At 68.7% G+C, this 17,085-nt stretch carries 18 protein-coding genes; 4 read left to right on the top strand and 14 right to left on the bottom strand.

The genetic code is table 11. The annotated features are described in order from the left end of the window. Positions 1–9: 9 nt before the first annotated feature. From AC5IG3_RS17550 to AC5IG3_RS17495, 12 genes are all read right to left on the bottom strand, one after another. The gene (locus AC5IG3_RS17550) at positions 10–1,779 is read right to left on the bottom strand and encodes a FecR family protein (RefSeq protein WP_491907574.1); all 1,770 of its coding nucleotides are present in this window, start codon (positions 1,777–1,779) and stop codon (positions 10–12) included. 162 nt (positions 1,780–1,941) lie between these two features. After that, complete coding sequence (hisF, locus tag AC5IG3_RS17545) at positions 1,942–2,721, bottom strand: imidazole glycerol phosphate synthase subunit HisF (RefSeq protein ID WP_491907573.1); 780 nt, start codon at positions 2,719–2,721, stop codon at positions 1,942–1,944. 1 nt (position 2,722) lies between these two features. Then, on the bottom strand, positions 2,723–3,469 hold the full coding sequence (gene hisA, locus AC5IG3_RS17540) for a 1-(5-phosphoribosyl)-5-[(5-phosphoribosylamino)methylideneamino]imidazole-4-carboxamide isomerase (RefSeq protein WP_491907572.1): 747 nt from the start codon (positions 3,467–3,469) through the stop codon (positions 2,723–2,725). 61 nt (positions 3,470–3,530) lie between these two features. Further along, a complete protein-coding gene (hisH, locus tag AC5IG3_RS17535; protein ID WP_491907571.1) occupies positions 3,531–4,187 on the bottom strand; it encodes an imidazole glycerol phosphate synthase subunit HisH in 657 nt (218 codons plus the stop codon). A 1-nt stretch (position 4,188) separates the two neighbouring features. Next, a complete protein-coding gene (hisB, locus tag AC5IG3_RS17530) occupies positions 4,189–4,785 on the bottom strand; it encodes an imidazoleglycerol-phosphate dehydratase HisB (RefSeq protein WP_491907570.1) in 597 nt (198 codons plus the stop codon). Between the two features lie 18 nt (positions 4,786–4,803). Next, positions 4,804–5,892: a histidinol-phosphate transaminase gene (gene hisC / locus AC5IG3_RS17525; RefSeq protein WP_491907569.1), complete on the bottom strand. Its 1,089-nt coding sequence runs from the start codon at positions 5,890–5,892 to the stop codon at positions 4,804–4,806. Beyond that, positions 5,889–7,208, bottom strand: a complete 1,320-nt coding sequence (hisD, locus tag AC5IG3_RS17520) for a histidinol dehydrogenase (RefSeq protein ID WP_491907568.1) — start codon at positions 7,206–7,208, stop codon at positions 5,889–5,891. Before hisD ends, hisC begins: the two co-directional genes overlap by 4 nt. A 16-nt stretch (positions 7,209–7,224) precedes the next feature. Continuing rightward, on the bottom strand, positions 7,225–7,878 hold the full coding sequence (hisG, locus tag AC5IG3_RS17515; RefSeq protein WP_491907567.1) for an ATP phosphoribosyltransferase: 654 nt from the start codon (positions 7,876–7,878) through the stop codon (positions 7,225–7,227). Further along, positions 7,875–9,146 carry a UDP-N-acetylglucosamine 1-carboxyvinyltransferase gene (gene murA, locus AC5IG3_RS17510; protein WP_491907566.1) on the bottom strand — a complete coding sequence of 424 codons (1,272 nt, stop codon included), beginning with the start codon at positions 9,144–9,146 and terminating at the stop codon, positions 7,875–7,877. The genes hisG and murA overlap by 4 nt, the downstream gene beginning before the upstream one ends. A 79-nt stretch (positions 9,147–9,225) precedes the next feature. Beyond that, on the bottom strand, positions 9,226–9,519 hold the full coding sequence (locus AC5IG3_RS17505; RefSeq protein WP_491907565.1) for a BolA family protein: 294 nt from the start codon (positions 9,517–9,519) through the stop codon (positions 9,226–9,228). Positions 9,520–9,535: 16 nt separating this feature from the next. Further along, positions 9,536–10,297, bottom strand: coding sequence for an ABC transporter permease (locus AC5IG3_RS17500; RefSeq protein ID WP_491907564.1), 762 nt, complete (start codon positions 10,295–10,297; stop codon positions 9,536–9,538). After that, complete coding sequence (locus AC5IG3_RS17495; RefSeq protein ID WP_491907563.1) at positions 10,294–11,214, bottom strand: ABC transporter ATP-binding protein; 921 nt, start codon at positions 11,212–11,214, stop codon at positions 10,294–10,296. Before AC5IG3_RS17495 ends, AC5IG3_RS17500 begins: the two co-directional genes overlap by 4 nt. Positions 11,215–11,264: 50 nt before the next feature. Here AC5IG3_RS17495 and AC5IG3_RS17490 point away from each other — a divergent pair, with 50 nt between their 5' ends. Beyond that, positions 11,265–11,918, top strand: a complete 654-nt coding sequence (locus tag AC5IG3_RS17490) for a TetR/AcrR family transcriptional regulator (protein WP_491907562.1) — start codon at positions 11,265–11,267, stop codon at positions 11,916–11,918. Between the two features lie 15 nt (positions 11,919–11,933). On the opposite strand, the gene AC5IG3_RS17485 is transcribed toward AC5IG3_RS17490, so the two are convergent. Both AC5IG3_RS17485 and AC5IG3_RS17480 read right to left on the bottom strand, forming a co-directional pair. Next, the gene (locus tag AC5IG3_RS17485; RefSeq protein ID WP_491907561.1) at positions 11,934–12,563 is read right to left on the bottom strand and encodes a response regulator; all 630 of its coding nucleotides are present in this window, start codon (positions 12,561–12,563) and stop codon (positions 11,934–11,936) included. After that, positions 12,560–13,717, bottom strand: coding sequence for a hybrid sensor histidine kinase/response regulator (locus AC5IG3_RS17480; RefSeq protein ID WP_491907560.1), 1,158 nt, complete (start codon positions 13,715–13,717; stop codon positions 12,560–12,562). Before AC5IG3_RS17480 ends, AC5IG3_RS17485 begins: the two co-directional genes overlap by 4 nt. 165 nt (positions 13,718–13,882) lie before the next feature. On the opposite strand from AC5IG3_RS17480, the gene AC5IG3_RS17475 reads away from it, so the two are divergent. The 3 genes from AC5IG3_RS17475 (at position 13,883) to AC5IG3_RS17465 (ending at position 17,037) form a co-directional block, all read left to right on the top strand. Beyond that, complete coding sequence (locus AC5IG3_RS17475) at positions 13,883–14,344, top strand: hypothetical protein (protein WP_491907559.1); 462 nt, start codon at positions 13,883–13,885, stop codon at positions 14,342–14,344. 67 nt (positions 14,345–14,411) lie between these two features. Then, on the top strand, positions 14,412–14,774 hold the full coding sequence (locus AC5IG3_RS17470; protein ID WP_491907558.1) for a response regulator: 363 nt from the start codon (positions 14,412–14,414) through the stop codon (positions 14,772–14,774). A 76-nt stretch (positions 14,775–14,850) separates the two neighbouring features. Continuing rightward, a complete protein-coding gene (locus AC5IG3_RS17465; protein ID WP_491907557.1) occupies positions 14,851–17,037 on the top strand; it encodes a chemotaxis protein CheW in 2,187 nt (728 codons plus the stop codon). Positions 17,038–17,085 lie beyond the last annotated feature (48 nt).

The raw sequence follows: 17,085 nt of genomic DNA, 5'->3' as shown, positions 1-17,085 counted from the left end.
GCCAGCGCGTCAAAGAACGCTCAACAACAGCGGCATGAGCAGCCAGAGGTACGGCCAGCGGCTGGTTTTTTCCTTGACCGTGAACTGCTGCGGCGGGCCCCACGGGCCGGCGTGGCCATCGTCATCAATACCCTGAATGCGCACCGCGTAGGTGCCGGGCGCGGGCGTGGGCAGGCTCAGTTGCGCCGCCTCCTGCGTGGTGTCGACCAGCGGCGCCGTGGTGGCCGGTGTGTCGGCTTGGGTGTCCGCTTTCGGGGCCGCGACAGCCGCCACCTCGACGCGGTAGTGCGCCGCGCCCGAGGCCCGCGGCCAGCGCAGCACCAGCTGGCCGTCCTGCGCCTGTGGTGCTTCGGCACCGGGGCCGGGCACGACGCGGCGGAACGGCTGCACATCGCTCCAGGGGCCTTGCCCTTCAGCCGCAGTGGCCGACGCCACGCGCCAGAACCAGGGGCCGGGTGCGAGGTCTTGTGAGGCGGGCACCTGGCCGGCATCGGGGCTGCGGTGCTCGATGACGTCGCCGCTGAAGTCGGCGGTGCGGCTGAGCTGGAACAGCACTTCGCGCGGGCCTTCGGCGCTGGCTGTGCTTTCGGTCCATTCGAACCGTGGCCGGGTCTCGGTGACCTGGCCCTCGGGCTGCGGCTGCAGCGGCATCGGCGGAAAAGGGCGGGCGTGCACGTGCAGGGCGCGTTGCGCGGGCAGGCCTTCCAGGCCCTGGGCGTCGATGGCGCGCACCTGCAGCAGATAGTTGCCGTTGGGCATGTCGGGCAGGCGCACGCGCGCGGCATCGGCCACCTGGTCCGCCAGCAGCACCTGCCGGGTCCCGGTCGGCACCAGCTGGCTGCGGTAGCGCACGGCGCCGGACACCCGGCTGAGGGGCAGATCGATGGGAAAACGCTCGACCAGCGCCGGCACCGCGTCCAGCCAAGGCGCGGCGAGCAGGGGCCGCGCGGCTTCAGGCGCGGCGCCGGTGCGGGTCAGCGTGCCGCTGCCGCGTGGCAGCAGCGCTTGCCCCTGCGCGTTGCCGACGTTGACGCGCCCATCAAGCACCTCGGTGCGCGTCGATTCGCCGTCGGTGCTGACGCGGAACTCGGTGCCGCGCACGGCGGCCACCGCCGCGCGGGTCTTGATCTCGTAGCGCCCGGCGGCTTTCTGGCTGTTGACCAGGTTGTCGACCGCACCGCGTGTGAGCGACAGGCTCAGCTGCATCCTCGGCCCACTGCCCGGGCTGACGGGCAGCAGCGGGCGCGCCAGGCGCTCGATCAGGACTTCGCTGTCTGGCCGCACCAGGAAGACCGATCCGTCTTCGAGCTTGAAGCTCACGCTGCCCTGCGCGCCCGTGACGATGCGGGTGCCCGCGCCCAGCTTCAGTCCGGTGCGGGCCGCAGGTGTCTGGCCGTCGACGCTGAGCAGCTCCACGGCGCCGTGGTGATGCAGCACCTCGGCCGACGCCGGCTCGGTGCGCAGCCAGGCGACCGGAATGCGCAGCACTTGTCCGGGGCGGAGCTGCCGGTCATGGCGGATGTCGTTGAGCTTGACCACTCGCGCCCACAGGCTCATGTCGTTCAGGTAGCGCGCCGACACCGTCCAGGGGTTGTCGCCAGGCACCAGGGTGTAGAGCAACTCCGGCGTGGCCGTTGCGGCGGCGGTCGGTGCCACCGGAGCGGCCGCGTGTGCCGGCAAGCTCTGCGTGGCCAGAAACAGCCAGGCGCCCAGCGATGCACTGACGAGCACAGCGCGGAAATTCAATCGGGTCACCGCGGGCATCGTCGAGCGTGGCATGTGTTTTTTACTTCTTCTTCTGGGGCTGGGCGCGCGATGTTAGGTGGCCGGGCGAAAACGTTCGGCAGCGCACCATCAATTTTTCTGGATCCGGCATGAAAAAGTGAAAAAGCGCACGTCCAGGCGTGCGCTTTTTCACTTGTCCGGTGAACGCTGCGGGTGTCAGGTCCGGACCGGAATCCCGCGTGCGGCCATCAGCGCCTTGGCCTGCGCCACGGTGTATTCGCCGTAGTGGAAGATGCTGGCGGCCAGCACCGCGTCGGCGCCGCCCTGCTGTACGCCGTCGGCCAGGTGGTCGAGGTTGCCGACGCCGCCCGAGGCGATCACCGGCACCGGCACGGCGTCGGCCACCGCGCGGGTCAGCGCCAGGTCGAAGCCGCTCTTGGTGCCGTCGCGGTCCATGCTGGTCAGCAGGATCTCGCCCGCGCCGTACTGCGCCATCTGCGCCGCCCACGCCACCGCATCCATGCCGGTGTTCTTGCGCCCGCCGTGGGTGTAGACGTCCCAGCCCGCGCCGCGCGCGCTCAGGTCGTCGCCCTGGCGGCGCTTGGCGTCGATGGCCACCACGATGCACTGCGCGCCGTACTTGCCCGACGCCTCGCGGATCACGTCCGGGTTGGACACCGCCGCCGAGTTGAAGCTGACCTTGTCCGCGCCCGCATTCAACAGCCGCCGCACGTCTTCCACTACCCGCACGCCGCCGCCCACCGTCAGCGGAATGAAGACCTGCGAGGCCACCGCCTCGATGATGTGCAGGATCAGGTCGCGCCCGTCGCTGGTGGCGGTGATGTCGAGGAAGGTCAGCTCGTCGGCGCCCTGCTCGTTGTAGCGCGCCGCGATGTCGACCGGATCGCCCGCATCGCGCAGACCCACGAAGTTGACGCCCTTGACGACCCGGCCGCCGGTGACGTCGAGGCAGGGGATGATGCGTTTGGCGAGCATGTCAGCGGCTGCCGTTCAACTGGTCGGCCAAGCGCTGGCCGGCGGCGAAGTCGAGGTCGCCGGTGTAGATCGAGCGGCCGCAGATCACGCCGCTGACGCCGTCTTTCTCGACCGCGCACAGCGCTTCGATGTCGGTGATGTTGCTCAGGCCGCCCGAGGCGATCACGGGGATCTTCAGGGCCTGGGCGAGCTTGACGGTGGCGTCGATGTTGATGCCGCTGAGCATGCCGTCGCGGCCGATGTCGGTGTAGATCACGCTCTCGACGCCGTCGTCCTCGAACTGCCGGGCGGTGGCGATCACCTCGTGGCCGGTGAGCTTGCTCCAGCCGTCGATGGCGACCATGCCGTCCTTGGCATCGAGGCCGACGATGATGTGGCCGGCGAACTTGGCGCACGCCTCGCGCAGGAAGGCCGGGTTCTTGACCGCCGCCGTGCCGATGATGACGTAGCGCAGGCCGTCGGCCAGATAGCGCTCGATGGTGTCGAGGTCGCGGATGCCGCCGCCCAGCTGCACCGGGATCCTGCCGCCGACCTCGGCCAGGATGGCCTTGATGGCGTCCGAGTTGACCGGCTTGCCGGCGAAGGCGCCGTTCAGGTCGACCAGGTGCAGGCGGCGGGCGCCTGCGTCGACCCAGCGGCGTGCCATGGCGGCCGGGTCTTCGCCGAAGGTGGTGGAGTCATTCATGTCGCCTTGTTTGAGGCGCACACATTGACCGTCTTTGAGGTCGATCGCGGGGATCAGCAGCATGGCTGGGATCCAATCAATGGAAGGGAAAAGGGGAGCGAACTGGCGCAGGCGGCACGGGCCGTCAGGGCTGCCAGTTCAGGAAGTTGCGGAACAGCGCCAGCCCGTGGGCCGCGCTTTTCTCGGGGTGGAACTGGGTCGCGAAAATATTGTCGCGCGCCACGGCGCAGGTGAAGGGCGCGCCGTAGTCGGTCACGCCGGCGCTGTGCGCGGCCTGGGTCGGGTCGGCGTAGTAGCTGTGCACGAAGTAGAACCAGGCGTCGTCAGGCACGCCTTGCCAGAGCGCATGCGGCTGTGAGTCTGGCTGCATCTGGCGAACACGGTTCCAGCCGATCTGTGGCACCTTGTAGCGGCTGCCGTCGGGCTGGATCCGGCCTTCGAGCTGGAAGCGCCTGACGCGGCCGGGGATCAGGCCGAGGCCGGGCGTGTCCTGCTCCTCGGAGTGGTCGAGCAGCATCTGCATGCCCACGCACACGCCCAGCAGCGGCTTGGTGTGGGCGGCTTCGACCACCGCTTCTTTCAGGCCGGCCTGATGCAGCTCGCGCATGCAGTCGCGCATGGCGCCCTGGCCGGGCAGCACGATGCGCTCGGCGGCGCGCACCTGATCGGGGTGCGACGTCACCACCACCTGCAGGCCCGAGCCCTGCGCCACGTGCAGCACGGCCTGCGAGACCGAGCGCAGGTTGCCCATGCCGTAGTCGACGACTGCGAGCGTTCTCATCTCAAAGAGTTCCCTTGGTCGACGGAATCACGCCTGCCGAGCGCGGATCCAGCGTCAGCGCCATGCGCAGCGTGCGGCCGAAGGCCTTGAAGATGGTCTCGCACTGGTGGTGCGCGTTCTGGCCCTTGAGGTTGTCGATGTGCAGGCTGACCAGCGCGTGGTTGACGAAGCCCTGGAAGAACTCGTGCACCAGTTGGGTGTCAAGCTGGCCGATCGAGCCCGAGGTGAACTTGACGCCCATCTCCAGCCCGGGGCGGCCCGAGAAATCGACCACCACGCGCGACAGCGCCTCATCCAGCGGCACATAGCTGTGGCCGTAGCGGGTCAGGCCCTTCTTGTCGCCCACGGCCAGCGCCACGGCCTGGCCGAGCGTGATGCCGACGTCCTCGACCGTGTGGTGGCCGTCGATGTGCAGGTCGCCCACGGCCTCGATCTCCAGATCGATCAGCCCGTGGCGGGCGATCTGGTCGAGCATGTGGTCGAAGAAACCGATGCCGGTGGCGAGCTTGGACACGCCGGTGCCGTCCAGGTTGACGCGCACGCGGATCTGGGTTTCGTTGGTGTTGCGCTGGACTTCAGCGATGCGGGGGCTGGTCATGAGAAGGCTTTCAGCGGTTCAGAGGCTGGCGGCCAGGGCCGCGATCAGCTGCGTATTTTCATCCGGAGCGCCCACGGTCAGGCGCAGGCAGTTGGCCAGCAGCGGGTGCAGGCCGGCCACAGCCTTGACCAGCACGCCGCGCTGCTTGAGTCCGGCGTGGGTGCGCGCGGCGTCGGGCAGGCGCACCAGGATCATGTTGGCCTCGCTCGGGTAGACCTGCACGCCCGGCAGCGCGGCCAGCGCGGCATGCAGCCGCGTGCGCTCGGCCCGGATCAGCGCGGCCTGGCGGTCGTACTCGTCGGCGTGTTCGAGCGCGAACAGCGCGGCCTCGGCGTCCAGCACGCTGACGTTGTACGGCGGGCGCACCTTGTCGAGCTGGCCGATCAGCGCGGTCGGGCCGGCCATGTAACCCAGCCGGATGCCGGCCAGGCCGAACTTGCTCAGCGTGCGCATGACCAGCACGTGCTCGTGCGTGCCGACACGGTCCATGAAGCTGCGCGACGCGAAAGGCTGGTAGGCCTCGTCGAACACCAGCAGCCCGCCCTGCGCACCCACAGCGGCGACGATCTGCTCGATCACCGCAGCGTCGAACAGGTTGGCGGTCGGGTTGTTCGGGTAGGCGAGGTAGGTGATGGCCGGGCGGTGCTGCTCAATCGCGGCCAGCATCGCGGTGGCGTCGAGCTCGAAGTCAGGCGTCAGCGGCACGCCGACGAAGTTCAGGCCCTGCAGCTGCGCCGACATCGCGTACATCACGAAGCCCGGCACCGGCGCGAGCACGGTGGCGCCGGGTCGGGCGCAGGCCAGCGCCAGCAGGCTGATGAGTTCGTCCGAGCCGTTGCCCAGCATCAGCGCGCAGCCGGCGGGCAGATGGACGTAGGCCGACAGCGCCTCGATCAGCCGCAGCGGCTCGTCGGCCGGATAGCGGTTGAGCGCGAGGCGGCCGAGGCGCTCGCCCAGTTCGCGCTGCAGCTCGGGCGGCAGCGCGAAGGGGTTTTCCATCGCGTCGAGCTTGACGTAGCCGGCGCTCGGCTGCACCGCGTAGGCGTGCATGGCCTGCACATCAGCGCGCAGGGTCTGCGTGAGGCGGGGGGAGAGTGGGGCGCTCATGACGTGCGCTTGAGCCGGAATTCTGCCGCCTGCGCATGCGCCTGCAGGCCTTCGCCGTAGGCGAGTTCGGCGGCGATCACGCCCAGCGACTGCGCGCCGGCTTCGCTCACTTCGATCAGGCTGCTGCGCTTCTGGAAGTCGTAGACGCCCAGCGGCGAGCTGAAGCGCGCGGTGCCGGACGTGGGCAGCACGTGGTTCGGGCCGGCGCAGTAGTCGCCCAGCGACTCGCTGGTGTAGGCACCCAGGAAGATCGCACCGGCGTGGCGCAGCAGCGGCTCCCAGCGGTGCGGTTCGTGGCTGCTGACTTCCAGATGCTCGGGCGCGATGCGGTTGCTGATGGCGCAGGCCTCTTCCATGTCGCGCGTCAGGATCAGCGCGCCACGGCCTTCGAGGCTGGCGCGGATCACGTCGCGGCGCGGCATGGCGTCGATCAGGCGGTCGATGGCGGCCTGCACCTGGGCGATGTAGCCGGCGTCCGGGCACAGCAGGATGCTCTGCGCCAGTTCGTCGTGCTCGGCCTGCGAGAACAGGTCCATCGCGACCCAGTCCGGCGGCGTGCTGCCATCGGCCAGCACCAGGATTTCGCTCGGGCCGGCAATCATGTCGATGCCGACCTGGCCGAAGACGCGGCGCTTGGCGCTGGCGACGTAGGCGTTGCCGGGGCCGGTGATCTTGTCGACCGCCGGCACGGTGGCGGTGCCGTAGGCCAGCGCAGCCACGGCCTGGGCGCCGCCGATGGTGAAGGCGCGCGTCACGCCGGCCACGTAGGCGGCGGCCAGCACGAGAGCGTTCTTCTCGCCGCGCGGCGTGGGAACGACCATGATGATCTCGCCCACGCCGGCCACGTGCGCCGGCAGCGCGTTCATCAGCACGCTGCTCGGGTAGGCCGCCTTGCCGCCCGGCACGTAGATGCCGACGCGGTCCAGCGGCGTGACCTTCTGGCCCAGCAGCGTGCCGTCTTCGTCGCGGTACTGCCAGCTCAGGCCACAGGCCTGCAACTGGCGCTCGTGGTAGCTGCGCACGCGGGCGGCGGCGACTTCCAGCGCGTGGCGTTGCGCGGGGGTGATGGCGTCGAAGGCGGCTTTCAGCTCCTCACGCGTCAGCTCCAGCGCTGCCATGCTGTCGGCCTGCACGCCGTCGAAGCGGGCGGTGTAGTCGAGCACCGCCGCGTCGCCACGCGTCTTCACGTCGGCCAGGATCGCGGCCACGCGCTCCTCGATCGCATGGTCGGTTTCGGCCGACCAGTGCAGCACGCGCTGGAACCGGACTTCGAAATCGGCGGCGGCGGTGTCGAGATGGCGGATGGCAACAGTCATGGTGGTGGAGGCAGGTTCAGTTGCTGGGGTTACGGGCGGCCACGGCGGCCGCAAAGGCGTCGATCAGCGGGCGCAGCCGATCGCGCTTGAGCTTGAGCGCAGCCTGGTTGACGACCAGGCGCGAGGAGATCTCCAGGAAAGGCTCGACCTCGCGCAAGTGGTTGGCCTTGAGCGTGTTGCCGGTCGAGACCAGGTCGACGATGGCGTCGGCCAGGCCGGTCAGCGGCGCGAGTTCCATCGAGCCGTAGAGCTTGATCACGTCGACGTGCACGCCCTTGTCGGCGAAATGCTGGCGGGCAATCTGCGTGTACTTGGTGGCGACGCGGATGCGCGAGCCCTGCTTGACGGCGCTGTCGTAGTCGAAGTCATTGCGCACCGCCACGCTCATGCGGCACTTGGCGATCTGCAGGTCGAGCGGCTGGTAGAGGCCTTCGCCGCCGTGCTCGATCAGGATGTCCTTGCCGGCCACGCCCAGGTCGGCGCCGCCGTACTGCACGTAGGTCGGTACGTCGCTGGCGCGCACCAGCACCACCTGCACGTCGGCGCGGTTGGTCGGCAGGATCAGCTTGCGGCTGGTCTCGGGGTCTTCGAGCACCGTGATGCCGGCAGCGGCCAGCAGCGGCAGGGTTTCTTCGAAGATGCGGCCTTTGGAGAGGGCGAGGGTGATCATTGCTTGACTCGCTCGATGTCGGCGCCGATGCCGCGCAGCTTGGCTTCCATCTGGTCGTAGCCGCGGTCGAGGTGGTAGATGCGGTCGACCGTGGTCTCGCCTTCGGCCACCAGGCCGGCAATCACCAGGCTGGCCGAGGCGCGCAGGTCGGTGGCCATCACGGTGGCGCCGCTCAGCTTGGCGATGCCTTCGACGATGGCGGTGTGGCCGTCGACCGCAATGTGTGCGCCGAGCCGGACCAGCTCGTTGACGTGCATGTAGCGGTTCTCGAAGATGGTCTCGGTCACCCGCGACGTGCCCTGCGCAATGCAGTTGAGCGTCATGAACTGCGCCTGCATGTCGGTCGGGAAGGCCGGGTACTCGCTGGTGCGGAAGTTCACGCCGGTGGGGCGGCCGCTGGCCTGCACGCGCATCCAGTCCGGGCCGGCTTCGATCTGCACGCCGGCTTCGCGCAGCTTGTCAATCACCACGTCAAGGTGATCGGCGCGGGTGCGGCGCAGCGTGACGTCGCCGCCGGCCGCAGCCACCGCGCACAGGAAGGTGCCGGTCTCGATGCGGTCGGGAATGATCGGGTGCGGCCGCGCCGGCGCATGCAGGCGCTCGACGCCCTGGATGCGGATGCGGTGCGTGCCGTGGCCCGTGATCTGCGCGCCCATGCTGATCAGCATGTCGGCCAGGTCGGTGATCTCGGGCTCCTGCGCGGCGTTCTCGAGCACGGTCTCGCCGTGGGCGAGCGTGGCGGCCATCAGCAGGTTTTCGGTGCCGGTGACGGTGACCATGTCGGTCGTGATGCGTGCACCCTTCAGGCCACCCGGCGCGCGGGCGACGATGTAGCCGTGCTCGACCTCGATCTGCGCGCCCATGGCCTGCAGGCCCTTGATGTGCTGGTCGACCGGCCGCGAGCCGATGGCGCAGCCGCCGGGCAGCGACACGCGCGCCTCGCCGAAGCGCGCCAGCAGCGGCCCGAGCACCAGGATCGACGCCCGCATGGTCTTGACCAGGTCGTACGGCGCCTCACGGGTGGTGATGTGGCCGGCGTCGATGGTGACGAGGTCGGGCTGCGTCTCGCTGCGCTCGGCCACCGCGCCCAGGTGCCGCAGCACCTTGAGCGTGGTCGCCACGTCCTGAAGGCGCGGCACGTTGGACAGCGCCACCGGCTCGGTGCACAACAGCGCCGCGCAGATTTCGGGCAGGGCGGCGTTCTTGGCGCCGGAGATGGTGACCTCACCCTGAAGGGTGCGGCCGCCGCGAATCAGAAGCTTGTCCATGAGGCGGGCAATCGGCAGCGCCCCAGCCGCTGCGGCGCGACACTGGCGCACCGCTCAACATGGCTGGGGCGCGGCCGACTCAGTGAGAGGTGGAGGAGGGTGACGGCGAAGCAGCCACGCCAGCGCCTTCCGGCGTGGCGGCGAATTCAGCGGGCGTGAGCGTCTTCATCGACAGCGCATGGATCTCTTCGCGCATGCGCTCGCCCAGCACGGCATAGACCTGCTGGTGACGGCGGATGCGGGTCAGGCCCTCGAAGCGCGCCGAGACGATGGTGGCAAAGAAATGCCGCCCGTCGCCTTCGACCTGCAGGTGTTCGCAGGGCAGGCCGGCAGCAATCAGGGCTTGAACGTGAGCGGGGGTAGGGTCGGCCATAAGTCGTGAATTCTACTCAGTGCCTGAGTTTGTAACCCGAAGCCAGCAGGCGCAGCGTCAGGCCGGCCACCAGCAGCAGGCTGCCGCCAACCACCGCCAGGCTCAGCCACGGCGAGACGTCGCTGACGCCGAAGAAGCCGTGCCGGAAGCCGTCGATCATGTAGAAGAACGGGTTGAAGTGGCTGGCCTTCTGCCAGAACGGCGGCAGGCTGTGGATGGAATAGAACACGCCGGCCAGGAAGGTCATGGGCATGACGATGAAGTTCTGGAACGCCGCCATCTGGTCGAATTTCTCGGCCCACAGGCCGGCGATCAGTCCCAGGCTGCCCATCAGCGCCGCGCCCAGCAGCGCGAACACCAGCGCCCACAGCGGCTGCGCCAGGCCGGGCGGCGCGAACCAGATCGTCACGATCATGACGCCGCAGCCGACCACCATGCCGCGCACCACCGCCGCGCCCACGTAGGCCAGGAACCAGGCCCAGTGGCTCAGCGGCGTCACTAGCAGGAAGACCAGGTTGCCGGTGATCTTGCTCTGCACCAGGCTCGACGAGGTGTTGGCAAACGCGTTCTGCAGCACGCTCATCATCACCAGGCCGGGAATCAGGAAGCTGGTGTAGCCGACGGTGTCGTAGACCTTGACGTGGTCGCCCAGCGCGTGGCCGAAGATCAGCAGGTAGAGCACGGCGGTCAGCACCGGCGCGGCCACGGTCTGGAAACTGACTTTCCAGAAGCGCAGGATTTCTTTGTAGAACAGCGTCTTGGCGCCGGCGAGCTTCATGCCTGGGCTCCTTGCATGATGTCGAGGAACACGTCCTCCAGGTCGGCGCGGCCGATTTCCAGGTCCTCGACCCGCACGCCGGCGGCGCGCAGGCGGGCGAGCAGGGTTTCGACCTCGGCGGCGTCACGCGCTTTCAACTGGGCGACGCGGCCGGTGACGCGGCCTTGCGCGGCCAGGTCGGGCGGCAGGGTGTCGTCGGTCTTGAAGCGCAGCATGGTGCTGGCGGTGCCGGCCAGCAGGTTGCTGGTGCGGTCGAGCGCCACCACCCGGCCGTTCTTGAGCATGGCGATGCGCCCGCACAGCGCCTCGGCCTCTTCCAGATAATGGGTGGTCAGCAGCACGGTGTGGCCTTCGCGGTTGAGGCGCGAGATGAACTGCCACAGCGTCTGGCGCAATTCGACGTCGACGCCGGCGGTCGGCTCATCCAGCACGATCACCGGCGGGCGGTGCACCAGCGCCTGCGCCACCAGCACGCGGCGCTTCATGCCGCCCGAGAGCTGGCGCATGTTGGCGTTGGCCTTGTCGGCCAGGCCCAGGCCGGCCAGCAACTCGTCGATCCAGGCATCGTTGTTCCTGACGCCGAAGTAGCCGCTCTGGATCTTGAGCGTCTCGCGCACGCTGAAGAAGGGGTCGAACACCAGCTCCTGCGGCACGATGCCGAGCGCCTGGCGCGCGGCGGCGTAGTCGGTCACCACCTCGTGGCCCATCACGGTGACGCGGCCCGAGGTGGCGCGCGCCAGCCCGGCCAGGATCGAGATCAGCGTGGTCTTGCCCGCGCCGTTGGGGCCGAGCAGGCCGAAGAACTCGCCCGGCTGGATGTCGAAGCTCACGTCCGAGAGCGCGTGCAACTCGCCGCGCGGCGTCTGGAAGGTCTTGCTGACCTGCTGGAATGAGATCGATGGAGGCGCTGCAGTCATAGGGGCGCGATTGTAGGGAGCCGGGGTGCGGTGCTAGATTCACGGCCAGAATGAACCCGGCCCATCCTCAGCTTCAGCGCAAAGCGCCGCGCCGCACCGCCGAGCGCATCCTCGACACCACGCTGGCGCTGTTCAACCGCTATGGCGAGCCGAATGTGTCGACCACGCTGATCTCGGCCGAACTCCACATCAGCCCCGGCAACCTCTACTACCACTACCCCGCCAAGGAAGAGCTGGTCAACGCGCTGATGAGCCGCTACGAGCGCGCGCTGGCCGAGGCGCTGGCCGCCGCCGGCCCGGCCACCGATGCCGAAGGCGCGTGGCAACTGGTGCCGCAGATGCTGCGGCTGGCGTGGGACTACCGCTTCCTGTTCCGCGACCTCAACGACCTGCTGACCCGCAACCGCCAGCTGGAGACGCGCTGCCAGGCCGCGCTGGCCGTGCAGCAGGCGGCGGTGCACGAGCGCGTCGCGCGGCTGTGCGTGATTGACGGTGCACCGCTCAACGCCGAGGAAACCGCCGCGCTGGCGACCTCGATCGTCGTGCTGCTGACCTACTGGCTCAGTTTTGAATATGTGCGCGACCCGCGCCACGCGCTGGAGCCGGACAACGCCGACGCCGCCATCCGCCACGGCACGCGCCAGGTGATGGCGCTGCTGTGGCCGTACCTGAGCGCGGCGCATCGGCAGCGCCTGCGACCCTGACGGGCGCCTGGTGAATCAGACCAATCCGTTGCGGATGGCGTAGACCGTCAGTTCGGAGTTGTTGGCCAGGCTGAGCTTCTCCAGCACGCGGGCGCGGTAGACGCTCACGGTCTTGGGGCTGAGCGTCAGTTCCTCGGCGATGTCCGAGACGCGCTTGCCGCTGGCGATCATCACCAGGGTCTGCAGTTCGCGGTCGGAGAGTTTCTCGTGCGCCATTTCGGGCGCGGCGGCGGTCAGGTTCTCGGCCAGCATCTGCGCCATCTCGGGCGTGATGTATTTGCGGCCCTGCGCCACCACGCGCACAGCGGCCACGATCAGCGCCGGGTCGACGCCCTTGTTGACGTAGCCGTAGGCGCCGGCCTTGAGTGCCCGCAGCGCGTACTGGTCTTCGGGGTACATCGAGACGATCAGCGTCTTGACGGTGGAGCCTTCTTCCTTGAGCGCGTGCAGGGCGTCAAGCCCGCTGCGGCCGGGCAGGTTGATGTCGAGCACCAGCACGTCGCAGGTCTGCGTGCGCATCAGGGCGCGCAGTTCGCCGTAGTCGCCGGCCTCGCCGACGATCTGCATGTCGGGCTGCTCGGCCAGGGTGTCGCGGATGCCGCGGCGGATCAGCGCGTGGTCATCGCACAGGATCACGCGGGTCATAGGCCGCCCCAGGTCGACGGGTCGTGTTCGCTGTCATGCCCCTGGGCAGACTCATGGTGCTGGGCGTAACGGGTGCGGGCGCGGTGGTCCATGGGCACCGAGAGTATCAGCGTCGTGCCGGTGGGCGTGCTGCTGAGGTCGATCCAGCCGCCCACGGTGTCGGCGCGCTCGTGCAGGCCGCGCAGGCCGAAGCTGCGCTCCTTGCCCAGCGCCCCCTGCGACAGGCCTTTGCCGTTGTCGCTGATCTCCAGCGACAGCACGCCGCCGGCCACGGTCAGGTCGACTTCCACGCGCGTGGCCCCGGCATGCTTGGAGATGTTGGTGAGCGCTTCCTGCGCCGTGCGGTAGGCCACCAGTGGCACGCCAGGCGGCAGGGTCATGTGGTCGTGGCTGGTGCGGAACAGCGTCGTCATCTGGCTGCGGCGCTCGAAGCGCTGCACCATCCACTGCAGTGCCGCGACCAGGCCCTGTTCCAGGATGGCGGGGCGCAGGTTGTGCATGATGCGCTGGCTGGCCTCGATGGCGTGGTTGACCGTCTCCAGCGCCTGCTGGGCGTGTTCGATCATGGCCGGCGTGTCGGCGTGGCGGGCGATCCAGGCCAGGTCGAACTTGACGGCGGTGAGCGAGCCGCCCACGTCGTCGTGAATCTCGCGGGCGATGGCGGCACGTTCCTGCTCGATGCTGGTCTGCAGGTGCTGCGCCAGCTCGGAGAGCTGCTTGCGCGAGCGCGCCAGTTCCAGGTCCGAGCGTTCGCGGGCGCGCTGCGCCTCGCTGGCGTCCACCGCGTGCAGCAGCGCCGGCACCAGCCGGGTGAGGTTGCTCTTGAGCAGGTAGTCCGATGCTCCGTTGCGCATGGCCTCCACGGCCGTGTCCTCGCCGATCTCGCCCGAAACCAGGATGAAGGGCAGCACCTTGTTGCGCTCGCGCAGCAGCTCCAGCGCGATCAGGCCCGAGAAGCCGGGCAGGTTGTAGTCCGAGATCACCGCGTCCCAGGACTGGCCCAGCGACGCCAGGTAATCGACCTCGTTGTCGACCCGGTGCATGGTCGGCTCGACGCCGCCGCGGCGCAGGTGCGCCAGCACCAGCTCGTGGTCCAGCTCCGAATCTTCCAGGTGCAACAGGCGCAATCGGCGGGGTGTGGCGGTTCGGGGCATGGGGTGTCGAGGCAAGGGGTGCGGTGGCAAGGGCGATTTCAAGGACGAGAAAAGAGCCGGGTTTCACCGTGTCATCGGCCTACCGCAACAGGCCCGGAATGTGAAAAATTCTACCAACCGACAACCTGTCCATTTTCCCCGCAGACCCTGCCTTCTGGAGCCGCGATGCAGAACAATCCCGACGCCGGCGCCGAGCCCGGCGCCTCCATTCCGCTGCTGATGGCCGCCGAGTTGCAGGACCACCTGCTCACGGCCACCAACGACCTGGATCGCCTGCAGCGCCTGTTGAGCGACGCCAGCGAATCGCTGATGGGCCATTTCTACGGCGCCAACTCGCAGCTCAGCGTGCTGCTGCACCAGGCCGCCGCGCTGCCGCACATCGACACCGGCGCCCTGCACCGGGCGATGGAGAGCATGGCCGGCGCCGTCACCACGCTGCAGTTCCAGGACATGGCCGATCAGCTGATCGTGCATACCCACCGCCGCCTGCGCGCCTGCGCCGATCAGCTCGCCCGCGATTCGATGGGGCCGGATGCCGAAGGCGAGACCGTGGTCGAGCAAGCGCCGCTGCGCCCCAACCCGGTCACGCAGGACGAAATGGACGCCGGCTCGGTCGAGCTGTTCTGAGCCGTCAAGTCCGCCCGCACGCCGCCGATAACACCCCGATACCCCCAGAACCTTCCCGGAGAGAGCAATGCATTCAATCCTCGCAGTAGACGACTCGGCCTCGATGCGCCAGATGGTCTCCTTCACCCTCAAGAGCGCGGGCTACAACGTCGTCGAAGCCGTCGACGGTCAGGATGCCTGGGAGAAGGCCGGCACCCGCAGCTTCGACCTGGTGCTGACCGACCAGAACATGCCGCGCCTGGACGGCATCGGCCTGACCAAGAAGCTGCGCGAGTCCAGCCAGTTCAAGAACACGCCGATCCTGATCCTGACCACCGAGTCCAGCGACACGATGAAGCAGGCCGGCCGCAGCGCCGGCGCCACCGGCTGGCTGGTCAAGCCCTTCGATCCGGCCAAGCTGATCGAAGTCATCAAGAAGGTCGTGCGCTGAGCCTCGCGGCCCGGCCCGATTGATTCCGACTCCAGACGCCCGACAGCTTCGACCAAGGTTCCAGGGGAACAGCGCCATGCAAGACATGAATACAGACACCTCCTCCGCCGGCGCGGGGATCGACCTCAGCCAGTTCTACCAAGTCTTCTTCGAGGAGGCCGGCGAGAACCTGCAGCGCATGGAGCAACTGCTGCTGGAACTGGACATCGAGGCCGCCGACGACGAGGCCTTGAACGCCATCTTCCGCTGCGCGCACTCGATCAAGGGCGGCGCGGCCACCTTCGGCTTCAGCGACGTGGCCGAACTCACGCACGAGATGGAAACCCTGCTCGACAAGCTGCGCCGCCACGAGCTGCAGCCCAACGTGCAGATGGTCGACGTGATCCTGGCCGCCGGTGACGCGCTGCGCGAGCAGCTCGGCCGCCACCAGGGCTCCGGCGCCGACGTGGTCGACACCACCGAGCTGCTGTTCAACATCCGCGCGCTCGCCAGCGGTGAAGTACCGCCCGCGCCGATCGCGGCGCCGGCCGTGGCCAAGCCCGTCGCAGCAGCCCCGGCTGCCCCTGTCGCGCCTGTTGTCTACGCCGCGAAGGCCAAGCCCGAGGTGCGCGAGCTGGAACTGCGCATCGGTCCCCTGAGCGACCCCAAGCAGGCCGACAGCCTCTACGAGCTGTTCAAGGAAATCACCGACCTGGGCACCATCGAACCGCTGGCGCTGGGCCACGCCGAAGACGGCATGCGCCGCTTCAAGGTCGTGACCCAGAGCAGCGACAACGACCTGCTCGACCTGTTCACCTTCCACGTCTCGCGTGAGCAGGTGCAGATCACTCCCTTCGGCGCGGGTTATGGCTTCCACGCCGGCAACCCGGGCGTGCCGCTGGACGCTGCCCCGCTGGACACCGATGTGCCGATGCACGCGGCCCAGCCGGCGGTCGAAAAAGACCCCGGCTACGGCTTCTTCGATGACGCGCCGGGTGCGCCGGGGTCCACCGCCCCGGCACCGGTGGTGCAAGCCGCTGCGGTGGACCTGTCGGTGCTGCACAGCGCGCCGGTCGCCAAGGCCGCACCGCGTGCCGACAAGCCCGCCGGCGGCGGGCTGGACTCCAGCACCATCCGCGTCTCGGTCGAGAAGGTCGACCAGCTCATCAACCTGGTAGGCGAACTCGTCATCACCCAGGCCATGCTGGCGCAGAACAGCCGCGACATCGAGCCGGCGATCTTCCAGCAGCTGGTGGCCGGCCTCAACGACCTCGACCGCAACACCCGTGACCTGCAGGAAGCGGTGATGTCGATCCGCATGATCCCGATGAGCACGGTCTTCAGCCGCTTCCCGCGCATGCTGCGCGACCTGGCGACCAAGCTGGGCAAGAAGGTCGAGCTGGTCACGCACGGCGAGGCCACCGAACTCGACAAGGGCCTGATCGAGAAAATCACCGACCCGCTCACCCACCTGGTGCGCAACAGCTGCGACCACGGCATCGAAATGCCGGCCGACCGCGTCGCGCACGGCAAGCCCGAGCTGGGCACCATCTCGCTGAGCGCCTCGCACCAGGGCGGCTCGATCGTCATTGAAGTGCGCGATGACGGCCGCGGCCTGTCGCGCGACAAGCTCATCAGGAAGGCCCGCGAGCGCGGCATCGACGCGCCCGACTCCATGGCCGACGCCGACGTCTGGGGCCTGATCTTCGCGCCCGGTTTCTCCACCGCCGACGTCGTCACCGACGTGTCCGGCCGGGGCGTCGGCATGGACGTTGTCAAGAAGAACATCACCAGCCTGGGCGGCACGGTCGAGATCGACTCCGCCGAGGGCTATGGTATGAGCGTCAAGGTGCGTCTGCCGCTGACGCTGGCCATCATGGACGGCATGAGCGTGGGGGTGGCCGACGAGGTCTACATCCTGCCGCTGGCGTCCGTCGTCGAGAGCTTCCAGGTCACCGACAAGACCATCAAGACCATCGGTGGCTCCGGCCGTGTGGTGCAGGTGCGTGACGAGTACATGCCGGTGATCGAGCTGGAGCGCGTCTTCGACGTGCCGCGCTTCGACTTCGAGCGCGTGGCCACCATCATGGTCGTGGTCGAGGCCGAAGGCGGCCGCGTCGCGCTGCTGGTGGACGAACTGCTCGGCCAGCAGCAGGTCGTGGTCAAGAACCTCGAAGCCAACTACCGCCGCGTCACCGACGTCTCGGGCGCCACCATCATGGGCGACGGTCGTGTCGCGCTGATCCTGGACACCGGCTCGCTGGTGCGCCGCTCGCGCCACTGATGCCCGCTTCCACCCTGCACAACCGATGACCCACAAGGGAGACAACCC

The organism is Leptothrix sp. (in: b-proteobacteria) (genome assembly GCF_965250675.1).
Classification (GTDB): domain Bacteria; phylum Pseudomonadota; class Gammaproteobacteria; order Burkholderiales; family Burkholderiaceae_C; genus Sphaerotilus.
Note: the sequence above shows the minus strand (reverse complement) of the source record. Positions and strands in the feature narration are given on the sequence as shown.